The following is a 22,435-nucleotide window of genomic DNA, read 5'->3' as shown; positions in this document are numbered from 1 at the left end:
ATAATAAATAAAGCTAAAATGGAAGTGAATTATTCACTTCCATTTTTTAATATATCTTTTAAAGAAGTTATTTCAGAATTGGAGAGTTCACGGTATTCACCATAATCAATTCCAGATAATGAGATATTTAAAATTTGTATCCTTTGTAAGGTAATAACAGTATATCCAAAGGTTTTGCACATTCTACGAATTTGGCGGTTTAAACCTTGAGTTAATATAATGGAAAAAGTATAATCTGAAATTTTCTCTAGAATGCATGGACGAGTTATTGTATTTAAAATTTTAACACCATTAGACATGGAAGTTAAAAATTCTTCAGTAATGGGTGATTGAACTGTAACAATATATTTTTTTTCATGATAATTATTAGAGTCAATTAAATCATTAGCTAAATCCCCATCATTAGTAAGAAGGAGTAGACCTTCAGAGTCTTTATCGAGCCTTCCGATTGGAAAAATATAATGTGGATAGTTTAAAAAGGAAATAATATTTGATTCTAAGTTTGAATTAGAACTACAAAGTATTCCACGTGGTTTATTGAATGCTAGATAGATTTTAGGCTTAGGTACGATTCTAGTACCATCAAATAAAATTATATCAGATTCTTCAACCCATTGACCTTCGAAGGCAGGTATACCATTTATTAAAACTCTATTTTCCTGTATAAGTCTATTAGTTTCTTTTCTAGAACATATTCCATAATTACTAAAAAGTTTGTTTATTCTCATATAAAATCCTTTCCTAAATGAATAGAAGAATTATATTATAGCATAAAAGTATTTAGTTAGATAAGCATAATTATTAAATAGTATAATATGTAAAAATATGGTAAAATAAAAGAAAGAGTGTTAGAAGGAGTAGGTTATGAAAAAGAGGGTTATAACTGCAGCTATAGCAACTTCAACGATAATAGGATTAGGAATACAAAATGAGAAAATTGCTTATGGAATAGATATACAAGAAAAAAATATTATACAAGCAAATAATGAGAGTAAAGGGTTAAAGGGAACTATAATAGATATAAAAACACTGCTAAGAATACGGGGGAATACTGATATTAATAGCGAGATACTTGGATATCTAGAAAATGGTAGAGAAGTGGAGATAGTATCAAAAAAAGATGATTGGTATGAAATAATAGAAAATAATATACGAGGATATATTCATGGAGATTATGTGAAAATAAACAATAAAGATGTAGATGTAGATGTAAAAAAAGGAAAAGTTATAAATATAGCAAGTACTTTAAGAATACGAGAAACTCCATCTGTTGATAGTGAAATTAAAGGATACATGTTAGAAGGCGAAGAATTTAATATTGAAGAAAAAAAAGGAAATTGGTATAAAGTAAGGTATAAAGAGAAGTTAGGATTTATACATGGAGATTATGTTAAGGAAATAATATTGAAAAATGAAAATAAGATTGAGAAGAAAGATAAGTTTAATAGTAAAAAACTAAAACTAAAAGAAGATAATAAAGAAAAAGATCAAATATATACAAATTATAGTATATCACTTGATGAGTATGCAAAAATTCAAAATGAAAAAAACCCTAAGTATAGCGTAGAATATTTTAAAGAATATTTAAATCCTAATCAAGAAAATATATTACAGTTCTTGAGAATAGATAAATTTAGAAATATTAATAGAAGTGCATTGGAACGATATTTAGAAAAAAATAATGTAGGAATACTTAAAGGACAAGCTAATGCGTTAATAGTAGCTGCAAAAAATAGAGAAATAGATCCAATATATTTTACCGCTTTATCTATTTATGAGACAGCATATGGGAAAAAGACTTTAGCTAAAGGATTGGAAGTAAGAGAAATAGCAGATTTGAATGAAGAAATAAAAAATAAAAAAGGGGAATTAATCGGATATAAAATGATTTCATTAAATAAACCTATAACTGTTTATAATTTATATGAGATAGGTGCTTATGAGAATTCTAAAGCATTTCCAGATAGAGAATTAATAACAGCTGTGGCATATGCGTACAATAATGGTTGGACAAATATTTCTAAGGCTATTGATGGAGCTGCAGAGTTTATTTCAAATAATTATATTCATAATCCTAAATATGAACAAAATACAGCATATAAAATGAGATATATAAATAATACACCTCATATATGGCATCAATATGCAACAGTACCATGGTATGGGATAGCTATAGATGAAAAAATGAAGGAAATGGAGAATATTTATTTAGATAAAAACTTTATATATGATAGACCAAGATTTATAGAGGAAGAAAGAGGAGAAGATTTATTAAATATTAATTTGAAAATTAACAAAAATAAATTAAAGCAAAATGAAATACACATATCTATAGAGGAGGATATGAAAAATGAGTGAAAGAACTGTTTTTAAGCAGTTCTTTTTATTTTTATTGAGAATTGATTATTTAGGAAGAAAATTTCAAAAAAATATATAACAAAAGTTCTAAATTAAAGAAAGTGAAATTAAATAGGGTATTATGTAAAAAAAAATGGAAGGAAAAGTTAATTTAGAATATAATTTATGACAAAATTCTAATGAAAGAAGGTATATAATTTTATAAGAGGAGGGGGATTATGGAGTTATATTTAGATGTAATAATCTTAGAGAACTTTATTGTGAATTTATTTTTGATAATTACTACATTTAAAATTTTAAAATACAACTATTCATTTAAGCGAGCTATTTTAGTAGCAGTGATAGGAGGAGTTTATAGTTTATGTATGGTAATAGAAGAGATAAGCTTCTTAAAAGCATTTTATATACAACTTTTAATTGCATTTATTATGGTGTATATACCGAGTGTTAAAAGGGAAAAAATAAGTTTAATAAAAAGTTTCAGTACATTTATAGGAGCATCCTTTTTCTTGAGTGGATTAATTTTTAAAATTATATTAAGTTCACAGAAATATACAATAATTGATGGGGTAGTTATTAAAAACTTAAATGTTAAATTTTTAATGTTAGGGGTATTTGTATTATTTATAGTATTAGAAAGAATAATGACTGTAATAAAAGATAGGAATATAATTTCTAGTTTTATATATGATATTGAATTAAATATAAAAGATAAAAAAATAAATATTAAAGGTTTTTTAGATTCGGGAAATGAACTTAGAGAACCAATTACAAATTTGCCATGTATATTGATTGAAAAGGCTGAATTACGTGAAATTAGTTTAGTTAAAGGACAAATGTATAAAATTCCATATAGAGCTATAGGTTATTCAGGAGGAATATATGGATTTAAAGTGAAAAATATAAAAATATCTAAAGATGGAAAGGTGTGGAGAGAGCTAGAAGGAATAATTTGCCCTTGCGACGATAAATTAAGTAGAGAAAATCAATTTGTAGGATTAATATCAAGAGGAGTTATATAGGAGGAGTATATGGAAGATTTAAAGGGAAAAGAATTAGAAAGTGTTAGTATGATGGAAGCCGAAAAATTAAAAAATATAGCAATAGAGATATATAGAAGAGAAGAAATAACGTTGAAAGAAGATGATACAAAAATACAAAGTTTTAATTTTAGTATTCTATTAAATAAAGTATTCAATTTTTTTAATATTTATGAGAGTAATCTTCATTATGTAGGAGGCAGTGATGCATTACCACCACCACTTTCAAAAGAAGAAGAAGAACAGTTATTACAAAAATTAGGTGATGGAGAAGAAGCAGTAAGAAGTACTTTGATAGAACGAAATTTAAGACTAGTAGTATATATAGCTAGAAAATTTGAAAATACAGGGGTTTATGTAGAAGATTTAATTTCAGTAGGGACAATAGGTTTAATAAAAGCAGTAAATACATTCAATACAGAAAAGAAAATAAAATTAGCAACATATGCATCAAGATGTATAGAAAATGAAATCTTAATGTATCTTAGAAGAAATAGCAAGGTAAAAGCAGAGATTTCTTTTTATGAGCCTCTTAATATAGACTGGGATGGAAATGAACTTTTACTTTCAGATATATTAGGAACAGAAAATGATACGGTATATAATATGATTGAAGATGAAGTGGACAAACAGTTGTTATTTTTAGCTTTAAAAAATTTAAATGAGAGAGAAAAAGAAATAGTTCAATTAAGATTTGGATTAAATGGAACACAAGAAAAAACTCAAAAAGAGGTTGCAGATATGCTAGGAATATCGCAATCCTATATCTCAAGATTAGAGAAAAAAATAATAAGTAGATTAAAAAAAGAAATTAGTAAAATGGTTTAAAGTTTGTCTATAGTATAAAAGTTAACTCTCTCGGAAATAATGTTTATTATGGTGATATTACTTCTAAAGGAGTTGACAAAATTGATAGTGAATAAAGTTGAAATATGCGGTGTAAATACTGCAAAGTTACCAATTTTAAAAGAAAAAGAAAAAAGAGAACTATTACAGAATATGCAAAGTGGAGATCCAAATGCAAGAGAAGTTTTTATAAAAGGAAATTTAAGACTAGTTTTAAGCGTAATTCAAAGGTTTAACAATAGAGGGGAAAATGTAGATGATCTTTTTCAAGTAGGATGCATAGGACTTATGAAAGCAATAGATAATTTTGATTTATCACAAAATGTTAAGTTTTCAACTTATGCAGTGCCTATGATAATTGGGGAAATAAGGCGTTATTTAAGAGATAATAACTCAATAAGAGTTAGTAGATCATTAAGAGATATAGCATATAGAGCTCTATTAGTTAGGGATAGATTAATAAAAGAAAATAATAAAGAACCTAATATTTCGCAGATAGCAAAAGAATTAGAATTGCCAAGAGAAGAAGTAGTTTTTGCATTAGATGCAATACAAGACCCTGTATCACTTTTCGAACCTATATATCATGATGGGGGAGATGCAATATATGTAATGGATCAAATAAGTGACTCTAAAAATACAGATGAAAATTGGCTTGAAAACATATCAATAAATGAAGCAATGAAAAAGTTAACAGATAGAGAAAAATTGATATTGAATTTAAGATTTTTTAGAGGAAGAACTCAAATGGAAGTGGCAGATGAAATTGGTATATCTCAAGCCCAAGTATCAAGACTAGAAAAAACAGCTTTAAAACATATGAAAAAACATATATAAAAAAGAACCTTCTGGTTCTTTTTTTATATTATAGTGAATAAATTTAATGAGAAGATTTTTATTGTGAAGGGGGAAAAGATATGGAAGAAAATTTACATTCTATTAATTCTATGAGAAATATGGAAGTTATAGAAATAAATAATGGGAAAAGATTGGGATTTATTCACGATATAAAAATTGATTGTGAGAATGATAAAGTAGAAGCATTAATATTACCAGGAGAAAATAAGGGGTGGTTCCAAAAAGAAGATGAAATTGAAATTCCTTGGGAAAATGTAAGTAAAATAGGTATAGACGTAATTTTAGTTTCACTTGACAATTTAAATATTATAAATACAGAAGACGGGAATTATAGATAATAAATAAGAGATAAATCTAGTCAGATTAAGTAAAACTATGTATAATAGGCTTATAGGATAAAATATCTACAGAAAGGTTGTGATTAAACTATGAGATGTCCTTTTTGTTCTTATAATGAAAGTAAGGTTGTAGATTCAAGATCAACAGATGATAATTCAACCATTAGAAGAAGAAGAGAGTGTTCAAATTGTGGAAAAAGATATACTACATATGAGAAGATAGAAGATATTCCTATGTTAGTAATAAAGAAAGATTCCACAAGAGAGAACTTTAATAAAGAAAAGATAGTAAATGGATTAATAATAGCATGTCAAAAAAGACCGGTGTCACGAAAGCAAATTGAAGGAATAGCAGAAGAAATAGAAAAGAAAATTTCAAATAAAATGATAACAGAAATACCTTCTCAAAAAATTGGAGAGATGGTTATGGAAATATTAAAAAATATAGATGAAATATCATATGTAAGATTTGCTTCTGTTTACAGACAGTTTAAGGATATTAACACATTTATGGAAGAAATAAATAGTTTAATTAAAGAGTAAAGTAAAAGCATTCTAATAAAGAGTGCTTTTTTTAATTTAGATAAAATGATAAAATTATAAGTAATAACCTTTAGGAGGCAGTATATGATTAATTTAACGTTGAAAAATTTAAAGAAAAAAGATGATTATTTAGTTTTAGAGGATGGAAACATAATAGTGGCCTTTTCAACTGCGGAAAATGGTAGAAGTTTTAATAGAAATACAAAAGAAGGTTTAAATTATTTAGATGGAATAAGGGAAGAATTTAAGGTTGATAATGTAGCATATTTAAAACAAATTCATTCAGATAAAATATTTATTTATAATGGACAAGAGGCTTTCAATAATAATGAAGGTGATGCTATAATAACAAAAAAGAAAAATATTGCAATTGGAGCATTTACAGCAGATTGTGTTCCTGTAATTATAATAAATAAAGAAAAAGGTGTTATAGGAGCTGTACATAGTGGGTGGAAAGGTACAATAAGTAATATAACAAAAAAGACAATTGAGAAGATGGTAGAAGAGTTTCATATTTCAGTAGAAGAGACTAAAGTTTATATAGGACCACATATAAGAAAATGTTGCTATGAAATATCAGAAGAATTAAAAGAGAGATTTATAGAAGAAACAGGTATAAGAGAAAGTGAATTATTTAATAAAAGAAATCTTTCTATGGAAAAAGTAATAGAGAAAGATCTTTTAGATATAGGCTTGAAGGAAGAAAATATATTTAGTTTGAATCTTTGTACGTATTGCGAGGATGAAGTAGAGTTATATTCTTATAGAAAGTCAGATGGTGCTTATGGCAGATTATTTACATTTGCAATAATTAAATAAAGGGGGATTTGGCTTTGGCTAAAGAGAAAATATTAATAGTTGATGATGAAGAAAATATTTTAGAACTTTTAAAGTTTAATTTAAAAAATGCAGGATATGATACATATACTGCGAATAATGGAGAGGATGCATTAAGACTGGCAAAGGAAAATAAGCCGGATTTAGTTCTTTTAGATCTTATGATTCCAGGGATTGATGGGTTAGATGTATGTAAGGAAATAAAAAAAGATAAAGATCTAAAAGGAACTTCAATAATAATGGTTACAGCTAAAAGTGAAGAATTAGATAAAATATTGGGATTAGAACTTGGGGCAGATGATTATATAACTAAACCATTTTCAGTAAGAGAATTATCTGCAAGAGTAAAGGCTGTTCTTAGAAGAAATAGTTCTAAAGAGGAAGGCTTTGAGGAAAGTTATGATAATGGAAGAATAAAAATTGATTATTTTAGGCGTGAAATATTAATAAATGAGAAAAAAGTTGAATTTACATTAAAAGAATTTGAAGTTTTAGAGTTTTTAGCTAAAAATAAAGGAAGAATTTTAAATAGAGAAATAATATTAGATAAAATATGGGGCTATGAATATATAGGAGATACAAGAACTATAGATGTTCATATACGATATATAAGAAAAAAAATAGAAGAGGATGATAAGAATCCAAAATTGATAGAGACTATAAGAGGTCTTGGATATAGGTTTAATGGATAGATGAAAAGAAAAATATTAACTTCTGTAATTATAACAGTAATTTTTGCATTAGTAATTATAACCTCTTCCTTTTTTGCACTTGTTAGTTTGCAAGAAGTAAATAGTACAAAAGAAACTTTGAAAAATTATAATGAAATAATAGCTAATTGGAATTCTATTAAGGAAAATGAGATAAAGTTTTTTAAAATCAATAACTATATTATAGATGTTACAATTTCTAATAAAGAAGGAAAGGTAATATTTGACAATGGAGAAGGTGAAGGTAAGGTTGATTTAAATTCAAATGAATATAAATTTACCCAAAATGATAGAATAGGTTCTTATGAAGGATATAGTTCTTATTATGATAAGGATATGATTTTTTCAACTTTGAAACTACCGGATGGTAATATTATAAGAAGTGGAGTACCAGTAGGAACACTAGATTTCTTATATTCTAAAAATATAAGCTATTATATTTTTGTTTTAGGTATAGTATTAGCTTTATCTATAGCTCTAGCATTGAAATTAGTTAGAATAATAATAGATCCTATTAAAAATTTAGACTATGTATCTTCTAAAATTGCAAATGGAGATTTACAGACCAGGATTGAAATAACATCTAATGACGAATTAGGACACTTAGGGAAGTCTTTTAATAATATGGCAGAACAACTTCAAGGTAAAGTTGGAGAAGTAATAGATAAACAGAATAAATTAGAAACTATATTACAAAGTATGCAAAGTGGAGTTATTGCTATAGATAGAGAGGGGTTTGTTATTTTGGCAAATCCATATGCTAAAGCTGTTTTAGGAATTAGTAAAGATGTTGTAGGATTAAAATTACAAGAAATTTTATCGGAAAAATTATATAAAAAAGTAGTATTAGAAGAATATAATGAGGCTATAGAACTTAAAGTAAAAAGTCCAGTTAGAAGAATTATAAGGATAAAGAAAACAAATATTATAAATGCATATGATAAAGTTGGAGTAGTAATATCTATTCAGGATATTACAGAAATGAAGAGATTAGAAAATATGAGAACGCAATTTGTTGCAAATGTATCACATGAATTGAAAACACCATTAACATCAATAAAGGGATTTGCAGAAACATTGCGTTTTGTAGAAGATAATGAGACAAGAGATAAATTTTTAAATATTATTGATAAGGAATCAGATAGATTAAAGATACTTATAGATGATATTTTAATACTATCTAATCTAGAAAGTAGAAGTAGTGATGATTTAATAGAGTTCTATCCTGATGGAGTAGTTGAAGATGCACTTAAAATTTTAGAAGAACATGGAAAGAAAAAAGGGATAACATTAGAATATCGAAGTACTAATAAAGATTTAATATTAGGGCATAATGATAAATTTTTACAAATTGTAATAAATTTGGTTGAAAATGCTATAAAATATTCAGAAAAAGATAAAACTGTAAAAATACTAAGTTATTCAGAAAATGGCTACTATATATTTAAAGTTAAAGATAGTGGTTATGGAATTCCTAAAGAGGATTTACCAAGAATATTTGAAAGGTTCTATAGAGTTGATAAATCGAGAAAGGGAAATGGCACAGGTCTTGGATTAGCTATAGTAAAGCATATTTCAAAAAGTTTTGGTGGAGATATTTTTGTAGACTCAGAATTTGGAAAAGGTTCAGAGTTTACATTTAAAGTAAAACATATTTAATATAGAAATAAAAAAAGAATTCATTTTTTAATGAATTCTTTTTTGTATATTAAATATAAAATTTAAAAGCAATAAATAAAATGAAAATTAAGTTTAATTAAAAAAATATTTATAAATTTATAATAATTAATATTTTCTATTAATGTTAAAAAATGTTAACAAATAGATAATAAGTATTTAAAAGTACTCTAATATAAATTTAATCTAACTAAACTATTATATTAAGTGTAGATAGAAAATAATTAAATATAAAAGGACTAAAAGGGGATAGAGAAAATGAAAAAAAGAAATTTAAAATTAATATGTATGGTTGGAATTTTATGTTTATCAGTAGGAAGTTTTTTAGGTTGTGGGGCGTCTAATAGCGAAGGTAGTGGAGAAAAGAAAAGTATTACTATTAGTGGGTCATCAGCAATGCTACCACTTATGGAAAATTCAATAGAAAAATTTACAGATATAAATAGTGAAATTACAGTAAATGCCCAAGCAGGAGGATCTGGAACAGGACTTTCACAAGTTTTAGAAGGATCTGTTGATATAGGAAATTCAGATGTTTTTGCAGAAGAAAAACTAGATGAAAAAGATGCTAAAGAATTAGTAGATCATAAAGTTATAGCTCAAGGATTTGCAGTAGTTGTAAATAAAGAAGCAGGAATAGATTCATTAACAAAACAACAAATAAAAGATATTTTTTCAGGAAAAATTAAAAATTGGAATGAAGTTGGTGGAAAAGATGAAGAAATAATGGTAATTCATAGACCAGAATCATCAGGAACAAGAGCAACTTTCACAAAAGCTATTTTAGATGGAGATAAAGAACTTGAAAATGATTCAATAGGTGCAACTCAAGATAGTAATGGAGCAGTTTTAAATACAATGAAAGGAAATAAAGGAGCTATAAGTTATGCAGCGTTAACTTATACAAAAACAGATGAAGCAAAAGAAGCATTAAATTTAGTTAAGATTGATGGGGTTGAGCCAACTTCAGAAAATATTAAAGAAGGAAAATATAACTTCTGGTCATGGGGACATATGTACACAAAAGGTGAAGCAACTGATACTGTTAAAGAATTCATTGATTTTGTAGGAAGTAAAGAAAATTCAGATGTGATTGATGAATTAGGACTTATACAAGGTAGTGAAATAAAAGAATAATAGGTGGAAGATATGAATAAGAGAGGATTTAAAGAAAGACTTATAAATGATTATTTAGGAAAAGGATTTTCTCTTTTATGTGCTATAGGAATAATAGTAATAACATTATCAATAATATTTTTTATAGGCAACAAAGGAATAGCTTTATTCACTGAAAATGGAGTAAGTGTAATGGACTTTCTATTTAGTAGCAATTGGAGTCCAAATGGAAATACACAGAGCTTTGGAGCTTTAGCATTTATATTAGGATCAATTGTTGTTTCAATAGGTGCAGTTTTAATAAGTGCACCTGTTGGAGTAGCACTTGGGATTTTTTCAAATGTGATTTCAGTAAAACTAGGAGAGAGAATAATAAAACCGTCATTAGAAATATTAGTTGGAATACCATCAGTTGTATATGGGTGGGTAGGAGTATCGGTATTAGTTCCTAAGATTAAAGAAATATTTGGAGGAACAGGTTTTTCACTTTTAGCAGGAGTTATAGTATTATCTCTAATGACACTTCCAACTATTGCAGTTTTAGCAATAGATGCAATAAAAGCTGTGCCAAAAGAACATATTGAAGCATCTTATGGACTAGGTGCAACTAGATGGCAAACAATTAAGAATGTAATAGTTAGAGAAGCAAAAGGTGGGATTTTAACAGGAGTTGTTCTAGGCGTTGCAAGAGCCTTTGGAGAGGCATTAGCAGTTCAAATGGTAATAGGAAATGTAATAAAGGTTCCAGATGGTTTAACAAACTCAGCAACAACATTAACAAGTATATTAACTATGGATATGGCCAATACAGTAAGTGGAACAGCATGGAATAATGCACTTTGGTCTTTAGCTTTAATTCTTTTAATAGTATCCTTTAGTTTTATATTATTAATAAGGAAAGTTGAAAAAAGAGGAGGAGCTTAGATGAATGAAAAAATTAAAGATAAAATAGCTACGGGAATATTTTATGGAATAAGTTTAGTAGTAGTGGGAATTTTAGCTTTGTTTTTGATATATATATTAAAAGAAGGAATTCATATGATATCCTTTGAATTTTTAACAAGTAAACCTAAAATGACAGGAACAGGTGGAGGAATAGGACCTCAAATATTTAATACATTATATATGTTAGTCATATCGCTTTTAATTACTATACCCATAGGGATAGGGGCAGGTATATATTTAGCGGAATATGCAAAAGAGGGATATTTATTAAGTTTTATTAGATTATCACTTGAAACAATGTCATCACTTCCATCTATAGTTATAGGGATGTTTGGACTTCTTGTATTTGTTAATATGTTTGGATTTGGATATTCGATTATAGCAGGAGCACTTTCAATTAGTATTTTAAATATACCAAGTATGACTAGAATTTGTGAAAATGCAATTAAAGAAGCATCTAAAAAGGTTAAGGAGGCGTCTCTTGGACTTGGGGCTAGTAGATGGCAAACTATAAGATGCGTGATATTACCAACAGCAATGAAAGAGATTTTAACAGGTGTAATTCTTTCATCAGGGAGAGTTTTAGGAGAAGCAGCAGCATTTTTATATACTGCAGGATTGAGTTCGGGAGGACTAAGCTTTAATAGTATTAGTTTAACTAACAGTACATCAGCTTTTTCACTTTTTAGACCAGCAGAAACTTTAGCAGTTCATATATGGAAATTAAATTCAGAAGGAATCGTTCCAGATGCAACTCAAATAGCAAATGGAACCGCGGCAGTTTTAATATTATTGGTTTTAATTTTTAATATCTTAGCAAAATTAATTGGAAGGAAGTTAGAGAGGAAATACAATGGAAAATAATAAATGTGTAATAGAAACAAAAAAATTAAATTTATATTATGGAACTAATAAAGCTCTTAGAAATATAAGTATAAAGATAAATAAAAATGAAGTAACAGCTTTAATTGGACCATCGGGATGTGGAAAATCAACTTTTTTAAGAACAATAAATAGAATGAATGATCTTATAGAAAATGTAAGAATTGAGGGAGAGGTTTTTTTTGAAGAATCGGATATATTTTCAGATTATGATGAGATAGCATTAAGAAAAAGAATCGGAATGGTATTTCAAAAACCAAATCCATTTCCAATGAGTATATATGATAATGTAGCATATGGACCAAGAATTCATGGAGTAAAAGATAAAAAAGAGTTAGATAAAATTGTAGAGAAAAGTCTTAGAGGGGCAGCGCTTTGGGAAGAAACTAAAGAAAGATTAAAAAAATCAGCTATGGGACTTTCAGGAGGACAACAACAAAGATTATGTATAGCTAGAACATTAGCTATATCACCAGAAATTATTTTGATGGACGAGCCTACTTCTGCATTAGATCCAATATCAACGAATAAGGTAGAAGAGCTTATAGAGAGATTAAAAAAAGAATATACAGTAATAATAGTGACACATAATATGCAACAAGCAGGAAGAATAGCAGATAAAACAGCTTTCTTTTTAAATGGAGAGATAGTTGAATATGGAAAAACAGAAGATATTTTTTATAAGCCAAAGGATAAAAGAACAGAAGATTATATAACAGGAAGGTTTGGTTAAGGAGATATATTATGACTAGAGAAACGCATAATGCGAAAATAAATGATATAAATAAAAAAATACTTCGTATGTCAAATGGATTTATAGAACAATTTGAAATGAGTATGGAAGCTTTAAAAAATAATGATTTAGAATTAGCTAAAAAAGCAATAGACTATGATGATAAAATAGATTATCTTCAAAAGGAAATAGAGGAAGAGTGTATAAAGTTTATAGCGACAGAGCAACCTCTTGCAAAAGATTTAAGAAGAGTATTTACTGCAAGTAAAATAGTAACTGATATTGAAAGAATGTCAGATCACACTGTTGATGTTTGTAAAATAGCAATTTCAAATAAAAGAAATAGTTATATTGATGAAGCTAAAAAGCTTTGGCTTATGCAAGAAAAAATAATTCAAATGACTAGACTTGCTATTAAAGCATATATTGATAGAGATTTTGAATTTGCTTATAAAATTTGTAGATTAGATGATGAAATAGATGCTATGTATAATGAAGTCTTTGATAATGTTTTAGCATTAATTAAAAAAGACGATAGTAAAATATCACTTGGAACAAAGCTTATGTTTGTATCTAAATATTTAGAAAGAATGGGCGATCATATTACTAATATATGTGAGTGGATAATTTTTATAAAAAATGGAGAATATGTTGATTTAAATGATTAGATTTATAGAAGGCAGGATATATTTTAAATAAAAGTATATTCTGCCTTAAATTTATGCATTTTGTTTGACTATAGCGCTATATTAAGGTAATATAACAAAAGATACATTAAGTTTATAAGGGAGTGAAGATATGAAAAATTTAATTAAAGAAGTACTTCCTGGTAGTATAGCAGAAGAAGTTGGAATAGAAATTAACGACTTTTTGCTTTCTATAAATGACAAAGAAATTGATGATATTATAGATTATAGATTTTTAGCTGCAGATGATGAATTTACATTGCAGATAGAAAAATCAGATGGAGAGATTTGGGATATTGAAATAGAGAAAGAACCTGGAGAAGAACTAGGACTTGAATTTGGTGGCGGAATAATGGATAAAGCCAAAAGCTGCACCAATAAATGTATTTTTTGTTTTATAGACCAAAATCCTAAAGGAATGAGAGAGACTATATATTTTAAAGATGATGATTCAAGACTTTCTTTTTTACAAGGTAATTTTGTTACATTAACAAATATGAAAGAAGAAGATATTGAGAGAATCATAAAATATCATATAAGTCCAATTAACATATCTGTACATACGACAAACCCAGAACTTAGACGTGAAATGCTTAATAATAGATTTGCAGGAGAAGTTTACTCTAGAATGGAGAGACTTGCAGAAGCAGGAATTCAGATGCATGCTCAAATAGTTTGTGTTCCAGATATAAATAGTGGAGAAGAACTTAAAAGAACTATAAAAGATCTTTATAAGTTATATCCTTATGTGAATAATGTAGCTGTAGTGCCTTTAGGAATGACTAAGCATAGAGAAAATCTTAAAAAACTTAGGAGATTTACTAAAGAAGAATCTATAGAAACAATAAATTTTATAAAAGAAATGCAAGATAAATTTTATCAGGAGGTAAATGAACCTTTTATTAGACTTTCAGATGAATTTTATGTAGTTGCTGGAATTGATGTTCCAGAGGCAGAGTTTTATAATGGATATTCACAAATAGAGGATGGAGTAGGATCTATAAGATATTTTAGAAATAGAATAATGGAAGATCTTAAAGAGTTAGATTTAACTAAAGGAGGAAAATATACTAGTATAACTGGTATGTTAGCATATCCTGAAGTTAAGAATGTAATGAATAAGATAACAGAAAAGAATCCTAAAATAACTATAGATGTTAGACCAATAATTAATAATTTCTTTGGAGAAACAATTACAGTTTCAGGGCTTATAACGGGAAGAGATATAATAGAACAATTAAAAGGAAAAATAGATACAAAGTATTTAATAATGCCTGATAATATGTTTAGAAGAGGATATGAGCCAGGAAGTTCAGATGTGCCAATAATGCTTGATGATACAGTTATAGATGATATCGAAAAAGCATTAAATATAAAAGTTATACCATGTGATTATAGTGGTGATGATTTAATATCACTATTAAATAAATACAACGAGGAGGAATAAAATATGGGTAAGCCAATAGTTGCAATAGTAGGAAGACCTAACGTTGGAAAATCAACGTTATTCAATAGATTAGCAGGACATAGAATTTCAATAGTTGAAGATACTCCAGGAGTTACTAGAGATAGAGTATATGCTCAAGCTGAATGGTTAAATTATAATTTTACAATGATAGATACAGGGGGGATTGAACCTGAAAGAAATGATATCATTGTAAAGCAAATGAGAAGACAAGCAAATATTGCTATAGAGACAGCAGACGTTATAGTATTTATCGTTGACGGTAAAGAAGGGGTAACAGCAGCTGATGAAGAAGTAGCATCAATGCTTAGAAAAAGCAAAAAGCCAGTAGTGCTTGTTGTAAATAAAGTAGATTCTTTAAAAGAAGAAGAAAATGGTTGGGAATTCTATAATTTAGGTATAGGAGATCCTATTACAATATCAGCATCACAAGGACTTGGACTTGGAGATATGCTTGATAGAGTAGTAGAAGGATTCCCTAAAAATGCTGGAGAAGAAGATGAAGATGAATACATAAGAATTGCTATGATAGGTAAACCAAATGTAGGTAAATCATCTCTTATAAACAGACTTCTAGGAGAAGAAAGAGTTATAGTATCAAATGTTCCAGGAACAACTAGAGATGCTATTGATAGTTACTTAGAAACTGAAGAAGGTAAGTTTATTCTTATAGATACAGCTGGACTTAGAAGAAAAAGCAAAGTAAAAGAAGAAATTGAAAGATATAGTGTTATTAGAACTTATACAGCAATTGAAAGAGCAGATGTTTGTATTCTTATGATAGATGCTGAAGAAGGAATAACAGAACAAGATGAAAAAATAATAGGATATGCTCATGAAATGAGAAAAGCTATTATGGTAATAGTTAATAAGTGGGATTTAATAGAAAAAGATGATAAGACACTTGATAATTATAAAAAAGACTTACAAAGTAAATTAAAATTCTTAAGTTATGCTGAATACTTATTTATATCAGCATTAACAGGTCAAAGAAGTCATAAAGTTCTACAAGTAGCTAGAAAATGTTATGATAACTATTCAAAGAGAATATCAACTGGTATTTTAAATGATGTAGTAAACAGAGCTGTACTTATGAAAGAACCACCAACAGTTGGAATAAGAAGAATGAAAATTTACTATGCAACACAAGTTGCAACAAAACCACCTAAATTTATATTCTTTGTTAATGATTCAAATGCAACACATTTTTCATATCAAAGATATTTAGAGAACCAATTAAGAGAAAGTTTTGATTTCGAAGGAACAGGGATACAAATAGAGTATAGAGAAAGGAAGTTATAACTATGAATAAAGTTGGATTTATAGGTGGCGGGAGCTTTGGAACTGCCCTTGCAATACAACTAGCTAAAAAAGGTGAAGACATAGTAATATACGACAGAAATATAGACGTTTGTAACGATATAAATAATAACAAAAGAAATGATAAATATATAAAAAACCTTTCAATACCAGAAGGAATTAAAGCAACAAATATTATAGAAGAAGCATTAGAAAATGTAAATTATGTAGTACTTGCAGTGCCATCACATATAATTAGATTGATGGCACGAGAAATAAAAGGTAAAATATCAAAAGATGTAGTGGTAATTTCTATAGCTAAAGGAATTGAACCAGAGACAAATAAGAGATTATCTGAAGTGATTGAAGAAGAATTAGATAATCCTGTAGTTATTTTATCAGGACCAAGTCATGCAGAAGAAGTTGCTATTGAAATTCCTACAACACTTGTGTCTACTTCAAATCATATGGAATATGCAGAAAAAGTACAAGAATTATTTATGACTAGCTCTTTAAGAATATATACTAATGATGATATTATTGGTGTGGAAATTGGCGGAGCAGTTAAAAATATAATTGCACTAGCTGCTGGAATCGGTGATGGATGCGGATATGGAGATAATTCAAAAGCTGCATTAATGACTAGAGGAATGAAAGAAATTTCAAGAGTTGGAATAGCACTAGGTGGAAAAGCTGAAACTTTTTATGGACTTACAGGAATGGGCGATTTAATAGTTACCTGCACATCTCTTCATTCTAGAAATAGAAGAGCTGGTATTCTTATTGGAAAAGGGAAAACTTTAGATCAAGCACTAGAGGAAGTTGGAATGATAGTTGAAGGCGTAAAAGCTTGTAAGGCATTTCATGAATTAAATAAAAAAATAAATGTAAGTATGCCAATTACTGAAGGACTTTATAGTGTTCTTTTTCAAAATAAGAATACTGAAGAAGTTGTTAGTGAATTAATGGGCAGAGAAAAGAAAAATGAAATTCATTAATTAGTGAATTATAATCTAGATTATGTATGAAAAAAATATATAATCTAGATTTTTTTTATTTAATTTTAAGGGAAAGAGGAATTTATTCTAAAGAAAAGCATAGTAATAGAGTATGAGAAATATTTATTCTAAAGATTCCAAATAAGATACATAAATTAAGTATATAAAAGGAAGATTTTGAATATATATATATTGTCAAAAATACTTAGGAGGTTAAGGACTTGGATAGCTTTAAAATTTACAAAGATATAGCTGAAAGAACCCAAGGAGACATATATGTAGGAGTTGTTGGACCGGTTAGAACAGGAAAGTCAACTTTTATTAAGAAGTTTATGGATCTTATGGTAATACCAAAGATAGACAACTCATTTAAAAAGGAAAGAGCAAAGGATGAATTACCTCAAAGTGGATCAGGAAAAATGATTCATACTACAGAACCAAAATTTGTGCCAAATGAAGCAGTTGAGATTGGGATAGAGGAAGATGTGAAATTCAAGGTCAGATTAGTGGATTGTGTTGGGTATATAGTAAAAGAAGCATTAGGATACTTAGACGGGGAAGAAGCAAAAATGGTCAATACACCTTGGTATGACTATGAAATTCCTTTTGAAGATGCAGCAGAAATAGGGACAAGGAAAGTTATCACAGATCATTCAACAATAGGATTTGTTATTACAACAGATGGAAGTATAACAGGTCTTGAGAGAGAAGATTATATAGAAGCAGAAGAAAGAGTTATAGCAGAGCTTCAAGGAATAAATAAACCATTTGTTGTTATACTGAATAGTTCAAGAGCTAGTTCACAAGAAACAATGGAAATAAAAAATGAAATGGAAAAAAAATATAATGTATCTGTAAAACCTATGGATATAGCTAATATGACTGAAGAAGATATTGAAGAATTATTTAATCAAGTACTTAAAGAGTTTCCTGTGAAAGAAGTTAATATCCATATGCCAGAATGGCTTGAAAATTTAGAATCAGAGCATTGGTTAAAGGTGAATTTCTTTAATATAATTAAGGAAATGAGCAAAAACATATCAAAGGTAAGAGATATAAAATTATCATTAGATCTTTTATCAAATGAAGAAAACCTAGGAGAAAGTATTATAAAAGAAATAGATTTAGGTGTTGGAACTGCAAATGTAATTATGAAACCTAAAGAAGGAATTTTTTATAAAGTCTTAAGTGAAATGTGTGAACTAGAAGTTGATTCAGAAACGAATCTTTTAAAATTAGTAAAAGAATTGAATTTTGCAAAAAAAGAATATGATAAAGTTAAAGATGCTCTTAAAGATGTTAATGAAACAGGTTATGGATTAGTTGCACCTCAACTAAAAGAAATGAAATTTGAAGAACCAGAAATAGTTAAACATGGTGGACAGTATGGTGTGAAATTAAAAGCTAGTGCGCCATCACTTCATTTTATAAAAGCAAATATTCAGACCGAAATAAGTCCAATAATGGGAACTGAAAAAGAATCGGAAGAATTAGTTAAATCATTATTAGAGCAATTCGAAAATGATCCAGGAACTTTATGGCAAAGTAATATGCTTGGTAAATCTTTAGAAGTTCTAGTTAAAGAAGGACTACAAAAGAAACTTTATAAAATGCCAGAAGATGTACAAACTAAAATTCAAAAAACACTTCAAAAAATTATTAATGAAGGAAATGGCGGCTTAATTTGCATAATACTTTAAAGTAAAATAAAAAAGGGATTGTTGAATAACTAAAAGTAATCAACAGTCTCTTTTTTATATAAAATTATAGAATTTAAGATTGACGGCTAAACTTTATAAGTAATTTAAAGCTAGATGATAATAGTGAAATTGGAAGGTTGATAATTTACTATATTTATTTAGAAAACTCATAAAATATATAATCAAAGATGAAGAGAATTAATATACTAATATTAGAGAGGTCTATAAAAATAAACTAAGGCTTGGTGAAAATTTATGGAAAGACAATATGAAACCTACAAGAAAGTTGGACGACTAGATAAAAAATTTTTAAGAGATATTGATTTAAAGTCTAATGGAAATATTTATATCCATAAAAGTGTATTTAAGCATATTAGAAAAAAACACGGAAGGCAATTAACTAGATACGTTAGGGAAAATATATCTAAGGTGATAGAAACGATAATTAAAAGCCCTGAATATATAGGGATTAGTAAAAGTGAAAATAAGATTTCTCTAAAACTAGTAAAAAAAATAGATGTACAGATTGTGATTGTAGTAGAATATGATAAAATAAAAAAATATTTCTATATATCTACTATGTATCCGCTTATAAAGAGTAGAATAATATCAAAAATAGAATCTGGAAAACTAAAAATTATTAGTGGATAAAATTTTACAAAAATTATATAATAAACGAAGAAAAGTTTGTTTTGAGGTGAGTATATTAAATCTTAAACTTACAAATAAGAAACGAAGGATAATAAGGAGGAGTATGTAATGAAAAAAGTAGCAGTAATATTTAATGGTGGAACAATATCAATGAAAGTTGATGAAAGAATAAAAGCAGCAGTACCAAGTTTAAGTGGAGAGGAAATAATGGCAATGGTAACGGGAATTGAAGGACATGCAGAAATTGAAAACTATAGTTTTTCAAGTTTACCATCACCACACGTAACTCCAAAAATAATGCTTGATTTGGCAAGGTATGCACAAGAATTAGTAGATAGAGATGATATAGATGGGGTTGTAATAACTCATGGAACTGATACTTTAGAAGAAACTGCTTATTTTTTAGATTTAGTAGTTAAAACTAAAAAACCAATTATTGTAACAGGTGCTATGAGAAGTAGCTCAGAACTTGGATATGATGGACCATTTAATTTAGCAACATCAATATGTACAGCTATATCAGAAGAGGCTATAGATAGAGGTGTAATAGTGTGCTTTAATGGAGAGTTAAATGCAGCAAAAGAGGTTACAAAAGCAAACTCGATGGCTTTGAATGCATTTAGAACTCCTAATTTTGGACCTATTGGAATAGTAGATAATAATAAAGTGATATTTTATAGAAAAGCAAAAAGAGGAATGAAATTAATACCAGAGAAAATAGAAAAGGATGTTGCATTAATAAAATGTGTAGCAGGTATGGATGATTCATTTATAAATTACTCTGTAGAAAAGGGTGTTGGAGGAATCGTAATAGAAGCTTTAGGGAGAGGCAATATTCCACCACAAATGGTAAGAGGTGTGAAAAATGCTTTAGATCAAAAAATTCCTGTAGTTATAGTATCGAGATGTTTTGAAGGAAGAGTGTTTGAATCTTATGGATATGAAGGTGGAGGAAAACAACTTAGAGATATGGGAGTAATATTTGGGGATAATATGCCAGGACAAAAAGCAAGAATAAAATTATTGGTTGCTATTAATTCAGATGTGAAAAATGAAGAAATAATGGACATATTTGAACAGGGATTATATGAACATAACATATAACGAATTATAAATAGTTTAAAAATAAAAAAATTCGTACATTATTGAAAAATAAAAGAAAAAAGTATTGACATCATTCGTTAAAAATATTAATATTTAATTAACAAATATAACTCATATATGGCAATAATAAGGTTTGCCGTTTCTACTAGATACCTTGAAATATCTAACTATGAGCAATAAGTTTGGAAGGAAACTTCTAGAGTTATTATGATTAGTTTTACTAAAATCATAATAACTCTTTTCATTTAAGGGGGAAAGAGAATGAATGGGAAGAAATCATTTTTTGAAATTTTAGACAATAAAAATGTGGATTTCAAAAAAGAAATTATTGCAGGGATAACTACTTTTTTAACGATGGCGTACATTATTGCAGTAAATCCTAATATTTTAGGTGATACTGGTATGGATAAAGGGGCTCTTGTTACAGCAACATGTTTAGCAGCTGGCTTTACAACTATTTTAATGGGAGCTTTTGCGAATTTACCATTTGCACTTGCATCAGGAATGGGACTTAATGCATTTTTTGCATATACAGTTGTTTTGAAAGATAAAATTCCTTGGCAAGTTGCATTAACAGCAGTATTTATAGAGGGAATAATTTTTATTTTTATGTCGGCCTTTAAAATGAGGGAAGCTGTTGTACGAGCTATACCAGTGAATATGAAGTTTGCAGTTACAGCAGGAATTGGACTTTTTATTGCATTTATTGGATTAACAGGTGGAGGATTAGTTGTAAAAAATGATGCTACATTTATATCGATGGGAGATTTTGCAAGTCCTACTGTATTAATAGCATTACTTGGAATTATAATTATTGCGATCTTAGATAAAAAAGGAATAAAAGGTGCGATTCTTATAGGAATTGTTACGGCAACAATAGTTGCATGGGGATATGCAATGTTTGATCCTACATATGCAGCAAGTTTAGGAATATACTTACCAGAAGGAATTATTAAATTTGAAAGTATAGCACCTATTGCAGGTCAATTGAGATTAGACTATCTTTTAAATCCAGAAGCTATTGGACCATTAATAACAATAGTATTTACATTCTTATTCGTAGATTTCTTTGATACTATAGGAACATTAGTTGGAGTTTCGTCAAGAGCAGGAATGCTTGATGAAGACGGAAATGTTCCAAATGCAGGGAAAGCACTTATGGTAGATGCAATAGGAACTACAGCAGGTGCATTTATAGGAGTTTCTACAGTGACTACATTTGTTGAAAGTTCAACAGGAGTAGCAGCAGGTGGAAGAACAGGGTGGACATCTGTAACAACAGGAATATTATTTCTAATAGCTATGTTTTTTTCACCGATATTTATAGCTATTCCAGCATGTGCAACAGCACCAGCTTTAATATATGTAGGGTTCTTAATGCTTGGAGCAGTAAAAAATATTGATTTTGATGAAATTACGGAAGGTTTTCCAGCATTTTTAACAATTGCATGTATGCCACTTATGTACAGTATAGGAGATGGGTTAACGATAGGAGTTTTATCGTATGTATTTATAAATATTTTTTATAATCTTTTCTTGGGAAAAGAAAAGGAAAAGAAAAAAATATCAGGTGTAATGATTGTATTAGCAATTATTTTTATTGTAAAGTTATTTATCTTATAAAGATAAGATAGGAGGTTACCGTAAGG

Annotated in this window: 22 protein-coding genes and 1 riboswitch; of the genes, 21 read left to right on the top strand and 1 reads right to left on the bottom strand. The window is 28.1% G+C overall.

Annotated features, from left to right (window positions below):
* Positions 1–29 precede the first annotated feature (29 nt).
* Positions 30–728: a pseudouridine synthase gene (locus tag Q0W06_RS04195; protein WP_297631810.1), complete on the bottom strand. Its 699-nt coding sequence runs from the start codon at positions 726–728 to the stop codon at positions 30–32.
* A 136-nt stretch (positions 729–864) separates the two neighbouring features.
* Between Q0W06_RS04195 and Q0W06_RS04190 the strand changes: the two genes are divergently transcribed.
* From Q0W06_RS04190 to Q0W06_RS04090, 21 genes are all read left to right on the top strand, one after another.
* Entirely contained in the window at positions 865–2,358 is a 1,494-nt protein-coding gene (locus Q0W06_RS04190; RefSeq protein WP_297631807.1) for an SH3 domain-containing protein, read from the top strand.
* A gap of 218 nt (positions 2,359–2,576) precedes the next feature.
* The gene (locus tag Q0W06_RS04185; RefSeq protein ID WP_297631805.1) at positions 2,577–3,380 is read left to right on the top strand and encodes a sigma-E processing peptidase SpoIIGA; all 804 of its coding nucleotides are present in this window, start codon (positions 2,577–2,579) and stop codon (positions 3,378–3,380) included.
* Positions 3,381–3,389: 9 nt separating this feature from the next.
* Entirely contained in the window at positions 3,390–4,226 is an 837-nt protein-coding gene (gene sigE / locus Q0W06_RS04180) for an RNA polymerase sporulation sigma factor SigE (protein WP_297631803.1), read from the top strand.
* Between the two features lie 81 nt (positions 4,227–4,307).
* Positions 4,308–5,081, top strand: a complete 774-nt coding sequence (gene sigG, locus Q0W06_RS04175; protein ID WP_297631800.1) for an RNA polymerase sporulation sigma factor SigG — start codon at positions 4,308–4,310, stop codon at positions 5,079–5,081.
* Positions 5,082–5,161: 80 nt separating this feature from the next.
* Entirely contained in the window at positions 5,162–5,440 is a 279-nt protein-coding gene (locus tag Q0W06_RS04170; RefSeq protein WP_297631797.1) for a YlmC/YmxH family sporulation protein, read from the top strand.
* A 90-nt stretch (positions 5,441–5,530) separates the two neighbouring features.
* Complete coding sequence (nrdR, locus tag Q0W06_RS04165; RefSeq protein WP_297631794.1) at positions 5,531–5,983, top strand: transcriptional regulator NrdR; 453 nt, start codon at positions 5,531–5,533, stop codon at positions 5,981–5,983.
* 84 nt (positions 5,984–6,067) lie between these two features.
* Complete coding sequence (gene pgeF, locus Q0W06_RS04160) at positions 6,068–6,802, top strand: peptidoglycan editing factor PgeF (RefSeq protein WP_297631792.1); 735 nt, start codon at positions 6,068–6,070, stop codon at positions 6,800–6,802.
* A 14-nt stretch (positions 6,803–6,816) separates the two neighbouring features.
* The gene (locus Q0W06_RS04155; protein WP_297631789.1) at positions 6,817–7,512 is read left to right on the top strand and encodes a response regulator transcription factor; all 696 of its coding nucleotides are present in this window, start codon (positions 6,817–6,819) and stop codon (positions 7,510–7,512) included.
* Positions 7,513–9,189, top strand: a complete 1,677-nt coding sequence (locus Q0W06_RS04150; protein ID WP_297631786.1) for a HAMP domain-containing sensor histidine kinase — start codon at positions 7,513–7,515, stop codon at positions 9,187–9,189.
* 276 nt (positions 9,190–9,465) lie between these two features.
* Positions 9,466–10,344, top strand: coding sequence for a phosphate ABC transporter substrate-binding protein (locus Q0W06_RS04145; protein ID WP_297631783.1), 879 nt, complete (start codon positions 9,466–9,468; stop codon positions 10,342–10,344).
* 12 nt (positions 10,345–10,356) lie between these two features.
* Positions 10,357–11,247 carry a phosphate ABC transporter permease subunit PstC gene (gene pstC / locus Q0W06_RS04140; protein ID WP_297631780.1) on the top strand — a complete coding sequence of 297 codons (891 nt, stop codon included), beginning with the start codon at positions 10,357–10,359 and terminating at the stop codon, positions 11,245–11,247.
* The gene (gene pstA, locus Q0W06_RS04135; protein WP_297631777.1) at positions 11,248–12,132 is read left to right on the top strand and encodes a phosphate ABC transporter permease PstA; all 885 of its coding nucleotides are present in this window, start codon (positions 11,248–11,250) and stop codon (positions 12,130–12,132) included. It begins immediately after the preceding gene.
* Positions 12,122–12,883, top strand: a complete 762-nt coding sequence (gene pstB / locus Q0W06_RS04130; RefSeq protein ID WP_297631774.1) for a phosphate ABC transporter ATP-binding protein PstB — start codon at positions 12,122–12,124, stop codon at positions 12,881–12,883. Before pstA ends, pstB begins: the two co-directional genes overlap by 11 nt.
* 11 nt (positions 12,884–12,894) lie before the next feature.
* Entirely contained in the window at positions 12,895–13,551 is a 657-nt protein-coding gene (gene phoU / locus Q0W06_RS04125; RefSeq protein ID WP_297631771.1) for a phosphate signaling complex protein PhoU, read from the top strand.
* Positions 13,552–13,681: 130 nt separating this feature from the next.
* Positions 13,682–15,016, top strand: coding sequence for a DUF512 domain-containing protein (locus Q0W06_RS04120; protein ID WP_297631768.1), 1,335 nt, complete (start codon positions 13,682–13,684; stop codon positions 15,014–15,016).
* 3 nt (positions 15,017–15,019) lie between these two features.
* Entirely contained in the window at positions 15,020–16,336 is a 1,317-nt protein-coding gene (gene der / locus Q0W06_RS04115; RefSeq protein ID WP_297631766.1) for a ribosome biogenesis GTPase Der, read from the top strand.
* Between the two features lie 2 nt (positions 16,337–16,338).
* Positions 16,339–17,331, top strand: a complete 993-nt coding sequence (locus Q0W06_RS04110; protein ID WP_297631764.1) for an NAD(P)H-dependent glycerol-3-phosphate dehydrogenase — start codon at positions 16,339–16,341, stop codon at positions 17,329–17,331.
* Between the two features lie 221 nt (positions 17,332–17,552).
* Positions 17,553–19,031 (top strand): stage IV sporulation protein A, encoded by a 1,479-nt coding sequence (gene spoIVA / locus Q0W06_RS04105; protein WP_297631762.1) that lies wholly within the window; start codon positions 17,553–17,555, stop codon positions 19,029–19,031.
* A gap of 255 nt (positions 19,032–19,286) precedes the next feature.
* Positions 19,287–19,682, top strand: coding sequence for a PBECR2 nuclease fold domain-containing protein (locus Q0W06_RS04100; protein WP_297631760.1), 396 nt, complete (start codon positions 19,287–19,289; stop codon positions 19,680–19,682).
* Between the two features lie 108 nt (positions 19,683–19,790).
* Entirely contained in the window at positions 19,791–20,786 is a 996-nt protein-coding gene (locus Q0W06_RS04095) for an asparaginase (protein WP_297631757.1), read from the top strand.
* Positions 20,787–20,877: 91 nt separating this feature from the next.
* Positions 20,878–20,976: riboswitch (purine riboswitch) on the top strand.
* Between the two features lie 71 nt (positions 20,977–21,047).
* Entirely contained in the window at positions 21,048–22,409 is a 1,362-nt protein-coding gene (locus Q0W06_RS04090; RefSeq protein WP_297631755.1) for an NCS2 family permease, read from the top strand.
* Positions 22,410–22,435 lie beyond the last annotated feature (26 nt).

The sequence above is a fragment of the uncultured Clostridium sp. genome (assembly GCF_947072515.1).
In the GTDB taxonomy this organism is placed as follows: Bacteria; Bacillota; Clostridia; order Clostridiales; family Clostridiaceae; genus Clostridium.
Note: the sequence above shows the minus strand (reverse complement) of the source record. Positions and strands in the feature narration are given on the sequence as shown.